The organism is Pseudomonas sp. R4-34-07, from assembly GCF_003852375.1.
Taxonomy (GTDB): domain Bacteria; phylum Pseudomonadota; class Gammaproteobacteria; order Pseudomonadales; family Pseudomonadaceae; genus Aquipseudomonas.
Genome location: NZ_CP027760.1, coordinates 1,027,409 through 1,041,085 on the forward strand (window position 1 = coordinate 1,027,409; position 13,677 = coordinate 1,041,085).

A 13,677-nucleotide genomic window follows, 5' to 3' on the forward strand; every position below is an offset into this window, starting at 1 on the left:
CCTGCCAAATCATTGGCAGATGCGTCTTCGTAATACCAAAAAAATCTTACTCTTAATAAATTACTTTAACTTTGGGCCATAGCGCTTTGAGTTATCTGTGCTTGTTAAGTCAAAAACCACGCTGAACTCGGGTTTCTCCTCCCGTTACGCTCGTAAATCTCCGTTCTGTAAGGCTTTTCCTTGTATCCGCGCCTTGACGGTGTGGTGGGCGCATTCCTATAGTGTGCGCAAGTGGCGGAAAGTGGCACAAAGTGGGTTTTTTGAACGTAAAACGCTAAAAATTGGAGAAACGCACCTGTGTTTCGCGGAGCTAACGCTATCAGTCTCGATGCAAAAGGCCGTCTCGCCATGCCGAGCCGGTATCGTGACGAGCTCATTTCGCGAAGTTCGGGGCAGTTAATCATCACGATTGACGCGGTTGACCCTTGTTTGTGTGTTTACCCCCTCGACGAGTGGGAGTTGATCGAAACCAAATTGCGCGCTCTCCCTTCATTGCGTGAAGAAAACCGCCGCCTGCAGCGTTTGCTGATCGGTAATGCCGTCGACCTTGAACTCGATGGCAGCGGTCGTTTCCTGGTGCCGCCGCGTTTGCGCGAATACGCCAGGCTCGACAAGCGCGCAATGCTGGTAGGCCAACTGAACAAGTTCCAATTGTGGGACGAAGATGCCTGGGATGCTGTTTCTGCAGCTGACCTGGCTGCTATTCAACAACCGGGCGCCATGCCTGATGAACTGCGTGATTTGATCCTGTGACTATTGATAGCGGCTTTAACCACATCACCGTACTGCTTGACGAAGCCGTTGAGGCTCTCGCCGTACGCGCGGATGGCTGCTATTTGGATGGCACCTTCGGCAGGGGCGGGCACAGTCGGTTGATACTCAGCCAGCTCGGGCCCAACGGTAAACTCCTCGGGTTCGACAAAGACCCTCAAGCGATTGCCACCGGGCAAGCGCTAGCGGCCGAAGACGGCCGCTTTGTCGTTGTGCAGCGCAGCTTTGCCGAGCTGGGCGCCGAAGTCGCCGAGCGCGGCATGGCGGGCAAGGTGGCCGGGATTCTGCTCGATCTCGGCGTGTCTTCGCCGCAGCTCGATGACCCGGAGCGCGGCTTCAGCTTCATGAACGATGGCCCCCTCGACATGCGCATGGACCCTACCCGTGGCGTCAGCGCCGCGCAGTTCATCGCCACCGCGCCGGTGGAAGAAATTGCCCGGGTGTTCAAGGAGTACGGCGAAGAACGCTTCGCCGGTCGCATGGCCCGCGCCGTGGTCGAGCGCCGCGAAATCCAGCCGTTCGAACGCACCGCTGACCTGGCCGAAGTGCTGAAGGTCGCCAACCCCGCATGGGAGAAGGGCAAGAACCCGGCGACCCGTGCGTTCCAGGGCCTGCGCATTCACGTCAACAACGAATTGGGCGATCTGGAGGCTGGCCTCGAGGCGGCCCTGGACGCGTTGGAAGTGGGCGGTCGCCTGGTGGTGATCAGTTTCCATTCCCTGGAAGACCGTATCGTCAAACTGTTCATGCGGCGTCTGGTCAAGGGCGAGTCCGACAACCTGCCGCGCAATCTGCCGGTGCGTTTCGAAGCCTTTGTGCCGAAAATCAAAATTCATGGCAAAGCGCAGTTCGCCTCCGAAGCCGAACTCAAGGCCAACCCACGTTCGCGCAGCGCCGTCATGCGCGTCGCGGAGAAGTTGCGGTGAGCAAGCTTTTCGCCAAACCCCTGCCGGGCGGCAGCTTCTTTATGTTGCTGCTGTTTATCGGCGTGCTGGTGTCCGCGATTGCGGTGTCCTACAGCGCGCATTGGAATCGTCAATTGCTCAATACCCTCTATGGGGAGTTGAGCGTGCGCGACAAGGCGCAGGCGGAATGGGGCCGGTTGATCCTGGAGCAGAGCACGTGGACGGCCCATAGCCGTATCGAAGTGCTGGCCACCGAACAACTGAAAATGCACATTCCGGGCGCGGCCGACGTACGCATGGTGGCGCCATGATGAAACTTGAAGGCGCACTCTACCCATGGCGCTTCCGCCTGATGCTCGGCTTGCTGGCATTGATGGTGGGTGCGATCGTCTGGCGGATCTTCGACCTGCAGGTCGTCGACCGTGACTTCCTGATCGGCCAGGGCGATGCCCGTAGCCTGCGGCATATTCCGATTCCTGCGCACCGCGGCCTGATTACCGACCGCAACGGCGAGCCTCTGGCCGTGAGTACCCCGGTGACCACCCTGTGGGCCAACGCCAAGGAACTGCAGGTGGCCAAGGACAAGTGGCCCGAACTCGCGGCTGCCTTGGGGCAAGACCGCAAAGCGCTGACCGAACGCCTGGAAGCCCAGGCCAATAAAGAATTTATCTATCTGGTTCGCGGGCTCACCCCGGAACAGGGCCAGCAAGTGCTCGACCTGAAAATTCCGGGTGTCTATGGCATCGAGGAATTTCGTCGTTTCTACCCGGCCGGTGAAACCACCGCGCACATGGTCGGCTTTACCGATATTGATGACCATGGCCGCGAAGGTGTCGAGCTGGCCTACGACGAGTGGCTGGCCGGCGTTCCCGGCAAGCGCCAGGTCATCAAGGACCGGCGCGGCAGACTGATCAAGGATGTTCAGGTCACCAAGAACGCCAAGGCCGGCAAGCCCTTGGCGTTGTCGATTGACTTGCGTCTGCAGTACCTGGCCAACCGTGAATTGCGTAACGCGATCATCGAGAACGGCGCCAAAGCCGGCAGCCTGGTGATCATGGACGTGAAGACCGGCGAGATTCTCGCCATGGTCAACCAGCCGACCTACAACCCGAACAACCGTCGCAACCTGCAGCCGGCGATGATGCGCAACCGCGCAATGATCGACGTGTTCGAGCCGGGTTCGACCATGAAAGCCATCTCCATGAGTGCCGCCCTGGAAACCGGACGCTGGAAGCCCAGCGACAAGGTCGAGGTGTATCCAGGCACCTTGCAGTTGGGCAAATACACCATTCGCGACGTGTCGCGCACCGAGGGCCCGGTGCTGGATCTGACAGGCATCCTGATCAACTCCAGTAACGTAGGGATGAGCAAGGTCGCCTTCGATATCGGTGGTGAAACCATCTATCACCTGGCGCAAAAAATCGGCCTGGGCCAGCCTACCGGGCTCGATTTTCCGGGTGAGCGCGTCGGCAACCTGCCGAACTACCGCGACTGGAAAAAGGCCGAGACCGCCACGCTGTCGTACGGCTACGGCCTGTCGGTGACCGCGATCCAACTGGCCCATGCTTTCTCGGTATTGGCGAATAATGGCCGAATGGTTCCGCTGAGCCTGATCCATGTGGACGAAGCTCCGAAAGCCACCCAGGTGATCCCGGAAAAAGTCGCCAAGACCATGCAAGGCATGCTGCAACAAGTGATCGAGGCGCCGCGTGGCGTATTCCGCGCCCAGGTGCCGGCCTATCACGTGGCCGGCAAGTCCGGTACTGCGCGTAAAACCTCGGTGGGCACCAAGGGTTATGCGGAAAATTCCTACCGTTCATTGTTCGCCGGTTTTGGCCCGATGAGCGACCCGCGCTACGCCATCGTCGTAGTGATCGATGAACCGAGCAAGGCCGGTTACTTCGGTGGCCTGGTCTCGGCGCCAGTGTTCAGCAAAGTGATGTCCGGCACCCTGCGCCTGATGAACATCACGCCGGACAACCTTGCGCCAACCCAGCAAGCGAACGCCGCACCGGCGGCCGCTGCTGTCAAAGCCAATGGAGGGCGCGGTTGATGTCTCTTAGCCTGAACAAGATTTTTGCCCATGCCGGCCGCGATCTGCTGATTCGCGAGTTGAGCCTGGACAGCCGCAACGTGCGCGCCGGTGACCTGTTCCTGGCCGTGCCCGGTGGCAAGTTCGATGGCCGTGCGCATATTGCCGACGCCCTGCAACGTGGTGCTGCCGCTGTTGCTTATGAAGTGGAAGGCGCTACTGTGTTGCCGATCACCGATGTGCCGTTGATTCCAGTCAAGGGCTTGGCTGCGCAGTTGTCCGACATTGCCGGGCGCTTCTACGGTGAACCGAGCCGCCACCTGAACCTGGTGGGCGTGACCGGCACCAACGGCAAGACCAGCGTGACTCAACTGGTCGCCCAGGCCCTGGACCTGCTGGGTCAGCACTGCGGCATCGTCGGTACCCTGGGCACCGGCTTCTATGGTGCGCTGCAAAGCGGCCTGCACACCACGCCGAACCCGATTGCCGTGCAGGCGACCCTGGCCGACCTGAAAAAAGCCGGCGCCAAGGCGGTTGCCATGGAAGTGTCGTCCCATGGTCTCGACCAGGGCCGTGTCACGGCCCTGGCGTTTGACGTGGCGGTGATGACCAACCTGTCCCGCGACCACCTCGATTACCACGGCACCATGGACGCGTATGCAGCGGCCAAGGCCAAGCTGTTCGCCTGGAATCACCTGAAGTGCCGGGTAGTGAACCTGGATGACGCCTTCGGTCGCCAACTGGCGGCTCAAGACAGCGAAGCGCGCTTGATCAGCTATAGCCTGGAAGACACCCGTGCGTACCTGTACTGCCGCGAAGCCCAGTTCAGCGACGAGGGCGTGCGCGCCACCCTGGTAACGCCACAAGGCGAGCACCATTTGCGCAGTACGCTGCTTGGGCGTTTCAACCTGAGCAACGTATTGGCAGCCATTGGCGCCTTGCTCGGCCTGGATTACGCCCTCGACGAAATTCTGAAAGTCCTGCCCAAACTGGAAGGCCCGGCCGGCCGCATGCAGCGCCTGGGTGGCGGCACGCAACCGTTGGTGGTGGTCGATTATGCCCACACCCCTGATGCACTGGAAAAAGTCCTGCTGGCCCTGCGCCCGCACGCCAAGGGCAAGCTGTTGTGCCTGTTCGGCTGCGGCGGCGACCGTGATCGCGGCAAGCGTCCGTTGATGGCCGAGATCGTCGAGCGCTTGGCCGACGGCGTGCTGGTGACCGACGACAATCCGCGCAGCGAAGACCCCAGCCGGATTTTCGACGATATACGCGAAGGCTTCAAAGACACTGCCAGCGTCACGTTCGTGGCGGGTCGCGGCGCAGCCATTGCCCAATTGATCGCCAGTGCCAGCGCGGATGACGTGGTGGTGCTGGCCGGCAAGGGGCATGAGGATTACCAGGAAATCAATGGCGAGCGCCATGCCTTCTCCGATCTGGTCGAGGCGGGTCACGCCCTGACCGCCTGGGAGGTCGCCCATGCTTAAGCCGATGACCTTCAGCGAACTGGCCCAGGCGTTGTCGGCCCGGGTGCTGTCGGGCGATTGCACGTTCGACGGCGTCAGTATCGACAGTCGCAACATCCAGCCCGGCCAGCTGTTCATCGCACTCACAGGCCCGCGGTTTGACGGTCACGACTACCTGAACGACGTCGCCGCCAAAGGCGCCGTGGGTGCCCTGGTGCAACGTGAAGTGGCGCACGCCACGCTGCCACAGTTGCTGGTCGCCGATACCCGCTTGGCCTTGGGCCAATTGGGCGCGCTGAACCGTGCCGCGTTCGACAAGCCGATTGCCGCGATCACCGGCTCCAGTGGCAAGACCACCGTCAAGGAACTGTTGGCCGGCGTACTGCGCACGCGCGGGCCGGTACTCGCCACCCGGGGCAACCTGAACAATGATTTCGGCGCACCGCTGACCCTGCTCGAACTGGCCCCGGAACACACGGCGGCAGTCATCGAGCTGGGCGCTTCCCGCGTCGGCGAGATTGCCTACACCGTGGCGCTGACCAAGCCCCATGTCGCGGTTATCAACAATGCCGGTACCGCCCATGTCGGTGAATTCGGTGGCCCGGAAAAGATCGTCGAAGCCAAGGGTGAAATTCTTGAAGGCCTCGACGCTTCGGGCACCGCTGTACTGAATCTGGACGACAAGGCCTTCGAGACCTGGCGCATACGCGCTGCCGGTCGCAAGGTGCTGACCTTTGCGGTGCACAACGCCGCAGCCGATTTTCATGCCAGCGACATCACCGTTGATGCGCGTGGTTGCCCGTCCTTCACCTTGCACACGCCGCAAGGCAGTGAACACGTGCAACTGAACCTGCTGGGCAACCATAACGTCGCCAACGCCTTGGCCGCTGCCGCTGCCGCCCACGCCTTGGGTGTGTCGTTGTTCGGCATCGCCACAGGCTTGGGCGCGGTGCAGCCGGTCAAGGGACGCACCGTCGCGCAATTGGCCACCAACGGCATGCGCGTGATTGATGACACTTACAACGCCAACCCGTCTTCCGTTAACGCCGCCGTGGATCTGCTCAATGGCTTTGATGGCCGCAAAGTGCTGGTACTTGGCGACATCGGCGAATTGGGCGACTGGGCTGAACAAGGGCACCGCGAAGTCGGCGCCTATGCCGCCGATAAAGTCGACGCGTTCTACGCCGTCGGCCCGAACATGGCTCATGCGGTAAGCGCCTTCGGCCCCGGCGCGCGGCATTTTGCGACCCAGGGCGAATTGATCCAGGCGTTGGCTGCGGCTGAACACGACACACACACAACCATTTTGATCAAGGGATCGCGCAGCGCGGTGATGGAAAACGTCGTCGCAGCCTTGTGTGGCTCAAGTACGGAGAAACATTAATGCTGCTGCTGCTGGCTGAGTATCTGCAACAGTTCCACAAAGGCTTCGCGGTCTTTCAGTACCTGACCCTGCGCGGGATCCTGGGTGTACTGACCGCGCTGTGTTTGTCGCTGTTCCTGGGGCCGTGGATGATCCGCACCCTGCAGAACCTGCAAATTGGTCAATCGGTTCGCAATGACGGCCCGCAGTCGCACCTGTCCAAGTCCGGCACCCCGACCATGGGCGGCGCGTTGATCCTGTCGTCCATCGGCGTGAGCACCGTGCTCTGGGCTGACCTGCACAACCGCTACGTGTGGGTGGTGCTGCTGGTGACCCTGCTGTTCGGCGCCATCGGCTGGGTGGATGACTACCGTAAAGTGATCGAGAAGAATTCCAAGGGGCTGCCGAGCCGCTGGAAGTACTTCTGGCAGTCGGTATTCGGCCTGGCGGCGGCGATCTTCCTGTACACCACCGCGCCAAGCGCTGTGGAAACCACCTTGATCATCCCGATGCTCAAGGACGCCAGCATTCCACTGGGCATCGGTTTCGTGGTGCTGACCTATTTCGTGATCGTCGGCTCCAGCAACGCGGTCAACCTGACCGACGGCCTCGACGGCCTGGCGATCATGCCGACGGTGATGGTCGGCGGCGCCCTCGGCATTTTCTGCTACCTGTCGGGTAACGTGAAGTTCGCCGAGTACCTGCTGATTCCTTATGTACCGGGCGCAGGTGAGTTGATCGTGTTCTGCGGCGCGCTGATCGGCGCCGGCCTGGGCTTCCTGTGGTTCAACACCTACCCGGCACAAGTGTTCATGGGCGACGTCGGCGCACTGGCGCTGGGCGCGGCGCTGGGCACTATTGCGGTGATAGTGCGCCAGGAAATCGTGCTGTTCATCATGGGCGGTGTGTTCGTGATGGAAACCCTGTCGGTGGTCATCCAGGTGGCTTCCTTCAAATTGACCGGGCGCCGTGTATTTCGCATGGCGCCGATTCACCACCACTTTGAACTCAAGGGCTGGCCCGAGCCACGCGTGATCGTCCGTTTCTGGATCATCACCGTGATTCTGGTACTGGTCGGCCTTGCCACCCTGAAACTGAGGTAGAAACGAGTGTCCCTGATCGCTTCAGACCACTTCCGCATCATTGTCGGCCTCGGCAAGAGCGGCATGTCCCTGGTTCGCTTCCTGGCGAACCGGGGCACGTCGTTTGCCGTGGCCGACACGCGGGAAAATCCACCGGATCTGGTCACGCTGCGCCGTGATTACCCGCACGTGGAAGTGCGTTGTGGCGAATTGGACGTCGAATTTCTGTGCCGCGCCGATGAGCTTTACGTGAGCCCCGGTCTGGCGTTGGCCACACCGGCCCTGCAGGCCGCAGCGGCGCGTGGCGTGAAGCTGTCCGGCGATATCGACCTGTTTGCGCGTCACGCCAAGGCGCCGATCGTCGCCATCAGCGGTTCCAACGCGAAAAGCACCGTGACCACCCTGGTCGGCGAAATGGCGAAGGCTGCCGGCAAGCGCGTGGCGGTGGGCGGCAACCTCGGGGTGCCGGCGCTGGATCTGCTCAGCGACGACGTCGAGTTGTACGTGATGGAACTGTCGAGCTTCCAGCTGGAAACCACCCATGACCTCGGTGCCGAAGTGGCCACCGTGTTGAACGTCAGCGAAGACCACATGGACCGCTACAGCGGCCTGCCGGCCTATCACCTGGCCAAGCATCGTATCTTCCGGGGCGCCAAGCAGTTTGTGGTCAACCGCCAGGATGCCTTGAGCCGTCCACTGATAGGCGAAGGCATGCCTTGCTGGACCTTCGGCCTGAGCAAGCCCGATTTCAAAGCCTTTGGCATTCGCGAAGAGAACGGCGAGAAATACCTGGCCTTCGAATTCCAGAACCTGATGCCGGTGCGCGAGCTGAAAATCCGTGGCGCCCATAACCAGTCCAACGCCCTGGCGGCCTTGGCGCTCGGCCACGCGGTGGGCCTGCCCTTCGACGCCATGCTCGCCAGCCTGCGCACCTTCGCCGGCCTTGAGCATCGCTGCCAGTGGGTGCGCGACCTCGACGGCGTCAGCTATTACAACGATTCCAAGGCCACCAACGTCGGTGCGGCCCTGGCGGCCATCGAAGGCCTGGGTGCCGATATCGACGGCAAGCTGGTGCTGATCGCCGGTGGCGACGGCAAGGGCGCCGACTTCAAGGACCTTAAAGCGCCGGTCGCTGCGCATTGCCGCGCCGTGGTGCTGATGGGCCGTGATGCGGACCTGATCGCCGCAGCCCTGGGCGACGCGGTGCCGCAAGTGCGCGCTACCTCCCTGGACGACGCGATCGCCCAGTGCAAAGCCCTGGCCCAGCCGGGTGATGCGGTGCTGCTGTCGCCAGCCTGCGCCAGTTTCGACATGTTCAAGAACTATGAAGAGCGCGGCCAGTTGTTCGCCCGCGCCGTGGAGGCTTTGGCATGAGCCTCAACCTGAAAAACATCATCAAGCCGTACCCGTCGCCGATCATTACCGGGCGCGGCATCGACCTGGATTTCCCGATGCTCGCCGGTTGCCTGGCGCTGCTCGGCCTGGGCCTGGTGATGATCACCTCGGCGTCCTCCGAAGTGGCCGCCGTGCAGTCGGGCAACACCCTGTACATGATGATCCGTCACCTGGTGTACCTGGTGATCGGCCTCGGCGCGTGCATCGTCACCATGATGATCCCGATCGCCACGTGGCAGCGCCTGGGTTGGCTGATGCTGATCGGGGCGTTCGGCTTGCTGGTGATGGTGATCCTGCCCGGCATCGGCCGCGAGGTGAACGGTTCGATGCGCTGGATCGGCTTCGGTGCCTTCAACGTGCAACCCTCGGAAATCGCCAAGGTGTTCGTGGTGATCTACCTGGCCGGCTACCTGGTGCGCCGTCAGAAAGAAGTGCGCGAAAGCTGGATGGGCTTTTTCAAGCCATTCATCGTGCTGCTGCCCATGGCCGGCCTGCTGCTGATGGAGCCCGACTTCGGCGCCACCGTGGTGATGATGGGCGCCGCCGCCGCGATGCTGTTCCTGGGCGGCGTCGGCCTGTTCCGCTTCACCTTGATGGTGGTGCTGGCGGTCGCGGCCGTGACGGTGCTGGTGCAGGCGCAACCCTACCGGATGGCCCGTCTGATTACCTTTACCGACCCATGGTCCGACCAGTTCGGTTCCGGCTACCAGTTGACCCAGGCGCTGATTGCCTTCGGTCGCGGCGAGTGGCTGGGCGTGGGCCTGGGCAACAGTGTGCAGAAGCAGTTCTACCTGCCCGAAGCGCACACCGACTTCGTGTTCTCGGTACTGGCCGAGGAACTGGGCGTGGTCGGCTCGCTGTGCACCGTCGCGTTGTTCGTGTTCGTGTGTGTGCGCGGCATGTACATCGGCTTGTGGGCCGAGAGGGCCAAACAGTATTTCGCCGCCTATGTGGCGTACGGCTTGTCGTTCCTGTGGATCGGCCAGTTCCTGATCAATATCGGCGTGAACGTCGGGCTGCTGCCGACCAAGGGCCTGACCTTGCCGTTCCTCAGTTACGGCGGCAGTTCGTTGGTGATTTGCTGCGCCTGCCTTGGCTTGTTGTTGCGCATCGAGTGGGAGAGTCGTACTCACCTGGGCAGCGAAGAGATGGAGTTCAGCGAAAGCGACTTCGCCGAGGAGCCGACCCATGGGCGCTAACGTGCTGATCATGGCCGGCGGCACCGGGGGCCATGTGTTCCCGGCCCTGGCCTGCGCGCGCGAATTCCAGAACCGTGGCTACAGCGTGCACTGGTTGGGAACGCCGCGTGGCATCGAGAACGAGCTGGTGCCGAACGCCGGTTTGCCGCTGCACCTGATCAACGTCACGGGCTTGCGGGGCAAGGGCAAATTGTCGCTGCTCAAGGCGCCGTTCGTGTTGCTCAAGGCGGTATGGCAGGCACGCCAGGTCATCCGTGAGTTGCAGCCTGTGTGTGTGCTCGGCTTTGGCGGTTATGTGACCGGCCCCGGTGGCGTGGCGGCAAAACTCGCCGGCGTACCGGTGATCGTGCATGAACAGAACGCCGTTGCCGGTACCGCCAACCGCTTGCTGGTGCCATTGGCCGCGCGGGTGTGTGAAGCGTTCCCGAATACCTTCAGCGCGTCGAGCAAGCGCCGTACCACCGGCAACCCGGTGCGCACCGAGCTGTTCATGGACATCGCCCGCCAAGCGCTGGTCGGACGCAAGGCGCACCTGCTGATCCTCGGCGGAAGCCTGGGCGCCGAGCCGCTGAACAAATTGCTGCCGGAGGCGCTGGCGCAACTCCCTGTGGAATTGCGCCCGGAGATCTTCCACCAAGCCGGCAAGCATCACGATGAAGTCACCGCCACGCGCTATCGCGAGGCCGGTGTCGAGGCGACTGTCCAGCCCTTCATCAAAGACATGGCCCACGCCTATGGCTGGGCCGACCTGGTGGTCTGTCGCGCTGGTGCGCTGACCGTCAGTGAACTGGCTGCCGCCGGTCTGCCGTCGTTGCTGGTGCCTCTGCCCCACGCAATCGACGATCACCAGACCCGCAACGCCGAATATTTGGCCGGGGAGGGCGCTGCCTTCCTGCTGCCGCAAAGAACGACTGGCGCCGCCGATTTGGCCGCACGCCTGACCGAGGTTTTGATGCAACCGGAACGACTCAACAGCATGGCGAGCACCGCAAGCCGCCTGGCCAAACCTGACGCAACCCGCACCGTGGTCGATATCTGCCTGGAGGTGGCCCATGGTTGAGAATCAGAAAGCCATGCCACAACCGGAAATGCGCCGCATCCGTCGCATCCACTTCGTCGGCATCGGCGGCGTGGGCATGTGCGGGATTGCCGAAGTATTGCTGAACCTGGGCTACCAGGTGTCCGGCTCTGACTTGAAAGAGTCGCCGGTCACCGAGCGCCTGAAGTCCTTTGGCGCGCAGATCTTCATCGGCCACCGCGCCGAAAACGCCGCCGAGGCGGATGTGCTGGTGGTGTCCAGCGCTGTGAACACGTCCAACCCGGAAGTGGCCACCGCCCTCGAGCGCCGTATTCCGGTGGTGCCGCGTGCCGAGATGCTCGCCGAGCTGATGCGCTACCGCCACGGCATCGCCGTCGCCGGTACCCACGGCAAGACCACCACCACCAGCCTGATCGCCTCGGTGTTCGCCGCCGGTGGCCTGGACCCGACCTTCGTCATCGGTGGCCGCCTGAATGCAGCCGGCACCAATGCCCAGCTCGGCACCAGCCGCTACCTGATCGCCGAAGCCGATGAAAGCGACGCGAGCTTCCTGCACCTGCAACCACTGGTCGCCGTCGTCACCAACATCGACGAAGACCACATGGCAACCTACGACGGTGACTTCAACAAATTGAAGAAAACCTTCGTCGACTTCCTGCACAACCTGCCGTTCTACGGGTTGGCCGTGGTGTGCCTGGACGATCCGGTGGTGCGCGAGATTCTGCCGCAGGTCAAGCGTCCTACCGTGACCTACGGCTTCAGCGAAGACGCCGACGTGCGCGCGATCAATGTGCGCCAGGAAGGCATGCAGACTTTCTTCACCGTGCTGCGCCCCGACCGCGAGCCGCTGGATGTGTCGGTCAACATGCCGGGCAACCACAACGTACTGAACTCCCTGGCGACCATCTGCATTGCCACCGATGAAGGCGTCAGCGATGAAGCCATCGTCGAAGGCCTGTCGCGCTTTGCCGGTGTCGGCCGCCGCTTCCAGGTCTACGGCCAGCTGCCGGTTGAAGGCGGTGAGGTGATGCTGGTGGATGACTATGGTCACCACCCCACCGAAGTTGCCGCCGTGATCAAGGCCGTGCGCGGTGGCTGGCCGGAGCGTCGCCTGGTGATGGTCTACCAGCCGCACCGCTACAGCCGCACCCGTGACCTGTACGACGACTTCGTCAATGTATTGGCCGATGCCAACGTGCTGCTGCTGATGGAAGTGTACCCGGCCGGTGAAGAACCAATTCCGGGCGCCGACAGCCGCAAGCTGTGCAACAGCATCCGTCAGCGTGGGCAGTTGGACCCGATCTACATTGAGCGCGGCGTCGACCTGGCGCCGATCGTCAAGCCGCTGCTGCGCGCCGGCGACATCCTGCTGTGCCAGGGTGCCGGTGATATCGGTGGGCTTGCGCCTAAATTGCTGGCCAGCCCATTGTTCGTAAAAGAAGCGCTTGCGGCCGAAAAGGGGAAGTCGAAATGATCACTGACTACGCCTCCCTGTTCTCCACTGTCGCGCCTGCCGACTTCGGCCGCGTTGCCGTGCTGTTCGGCGGCAAGAGCGCCGAGCGCGCAGTGTCGCTCAAGTCTGGCAATGCGGTGCTTGAAGCGCTGCAAAGCGCCGGTGTGAACGCCTTCGGTATCGACGTGGGCGATGATCTCCTCGCCCGCCTGCTGGCCGAAAAGATCGACCGCGCCTTCATCATTCTTCACGGCCGTGGCGGTGAAGACGGCAGCATGCAGGGCCTGCTCGAGTGCGCCGGCATCCCCTATACCGGCAGCGGCATCCTGGCTTCAGCGCTGGCGATGGACAAGTTGCGCACCAAGCAGGTGTGGCACAGCCTGGGCATTCCCACGCCACGTCACGCCGTGTTGCGCAGCGAAGACGATTGTATTTGCGCGGCCAAGGAACTGGGCCTGCCTTTGATCGTCAAACCTGCCCATGAAGGCTCCAGTATCGGCATGGCCAAAGTGAACTCGGCCGCTGAATTGATCGACGCATGGAAAGCGGCAAGTACCTACGATTCGCAAGTGTTGGTGGAACAGTGGATCCAGGGTCCCGAGTACACCATCGCCACCCTGCGTGGCCAGGTATTGCCGCCTATCGCATTGGGCACGCCCCACACTTTTTACGATTACGACGCCAAGTACGTGGCTTCCGATACCCAGTACCGGATTCCATGCGGCCTTGACGCAACCAGGGAACAACAATTGATGGACCTCACGGCGCAAGCCTGTGAGGCGCTGGGTATCGCCGGTTGGGCGCGGGCAGACGTGATGCAGGATGACCAAGGGAATTTCTGGTTCCTGGAAGTCAACACCGCACCCGGGATGACCGACCACAGCCTGGTCCCTATGGCCGCCCGTGCCGCCGGCCTGGATTTCCAGCAGTTGGTGCTGGCGATCCTGGCCGACAGCATTGAGCCAAGAGGCTAAG

12 protein-coding genes are annotated in these 13,677 nt (G+C 62.2%); all 12 read left to right on the top strand.

Translation table 11 applies throughout. From position 1 onward, the window contains the following. Nucleotides 1–297 precede the first annotated feature (297 nt). Genes mraZ through C4J85_RS04625 form a run of 12 tightly spaced genes read left to right on the top strand, consistent with a single transcriptional unit; the run spans nt 298 to nt 13,676 of the window. Nucleotides 298–753, top strand: coding sequence for a division/cell wall cluster transcriptional repressor MraZ (gene mraZ / locus C4J85_RS04570; protein WP_004371993.1), 456 nt, complete (start codon nt 298–300; stop codon nt 751–753). Continuing rightward, nucleotides 750–1,697 carry a 16S rRNA (cytosine(1402)-N(4))-methyltransferase RsmH gene (rsmH, locus tag C4J85_RS04575; protein WP_164484511.1) on the top strand — a complete coding sequence of 316 codons (948 nt, stop codon included), beginning with the start codon at nt 750–752 and terminating at the stop codon, nt 1,695–1,697. Before mraZ ends, rsmH begins: the two co-directional genes overlap by 4 nt. After that, complete coding sequence (ftsL, locus tag C4J85_RS04580; RefSeq protein ID WP_124361353.1) at nt 1,694–1,987, top strand: cell division protein FtsL; 294 nt, start codon at nt 1,694–1,696, stop codon at nt 1,985–1,987. The genes rsmH and ftsL overlap by 4 nt, the downstream gene beginning before the upstream one ends. Beyond that, the gene (locus C4J85_RS04585; protein ID WP_164487739.1) at nt 1,987–3,729 is read left to right on the top strand and encodes a penicillin-binding protein 2; all 1,743 of its coding nucleotides are present in this window, start codon (nt 1,987–1,989) and stop codon (nt 3,727–3,729) included. The genes ftsL and C4J85_RS04585 overlap by 1 nt, the downstream gene beginning before the upstream one ends. Continuing rightward, nucleotides 3,729–5,192: a UDP-N-acetylmuramoyl-L-alanyl-D-glutamate--2,6-diaminopimelate ligase gene (locus C4J85_RS04590; protein ID WP_124365873.1), complete on the top strand. Its 1,464-nt coding sequence runs from the start codon at nt 3,729–3,731 to the stop codon at nt 5,190–5,192. Before C4J85_RS04585 ends, C4J85_RS04590 begins: the two co-directional genes overlap by 1 nt. Continuing rightward, nucleotides 5,185–6,555: a UDP-N-acetylmuramoyl-tripeptide--D-alanyl-D-alanine ligase gene (gene murF / locus C4J85_RS04595; RefSeq protein WP_124409074.1), complete on the top strand. Its 1,371-nt coding sequence runs from the start codon at nt 5,185–5,187 to the stop codon at nt 6,553–6,555. Before C4J85_RS04590 ends, murF begins: the two co-directional genes overlap by 8 nt. Further along, on the top strand, nt 6,555–7,637 hold the full coding sequence (gene mraY, locus C4J85_RS04600) for a phospho-N-acetylmuramoyl-pentapeptide-transferase (RefSeq protein WP_124361357.1): 1,083 nt from the start codon (nt 6,555–6,557) through the stop codon (nt 7,635–7,637). Before murF ends, mraY begins: the two co-directional genes overlap by 1 nt. A 6-nt stretch (nt 7,638–7,643) precedes the next feature. Beyond that, nucleotides 7,644–8,990, top strand: a complete 1,347-nt coding sequence (gene murD, locus C4J85_RS04605) for a UDP-N-acetylmuramoyl-L-alanine--D-glutamate ligase (RefSeq protein WP_124409075.1) — start codon at nt 7,644–7,646, stop codon at nt 8,988–8,990. Beyond that, nucleotides 8,987–10,210, top strand: a complete 1,224-nt coding sequence (ftsW, locus tag C4J85_RS04610; protein ID WP_124365876.1) for a putative lipid II flippase FtsW — start codon at nt 8,987–8,989, stop codon at nt 10,208–10,210. Before murD ends, ftsW begins: the two co-directional genes overlap by 4 nt. Further along, nucleotides 10,200–11,270, top strand: a complete 1,071-nt coding sequence (gene murG, locus C4J85_RS04615; protein ID WP_124365877.1) for an undecaprenyldiphospho-muramoylpentapeptide beta-N-acetylglucosaminyltransferase — start codon at nt 10,200–10,202, stop codon at nt 11,268–11,270. The genes ftsW and murG overlap by 11 nt, the downstream gene beginning before the upstream one ends. Then, the gene (murC, locus tag C4J85_RS04620; RefSeq protein ID WP_124369687.1) at nt 11,263–12,723 is read left to right on the top strand and encodes a UDP-N-acetylmuramate--L-alanine ligase; all 1,461 of its coding nucleotides are present in this window, start codon (nt 11,263–11,265) and stop codon (nt 12,721–12,723) included. The genes murG and murC overlap by 8 nt, the downstream gene beginning before the upstream one ends. Next, nucleotides 12,720–13,676, top strand: coding sequence for a D-alanine--D-alanine ligase (locus C4J85_RS04625; protein WP_124409076.1), 957 nt, complete (start codon nt 12,720–12,722; stop codon nt 13,674–13,676). Before murC ends, C4J85_RS04625 begins: the two co-directional genes overlap by 4 nt. The last annotated feature ends 1 nt before the right edge of the window (nt 13,677 follow it).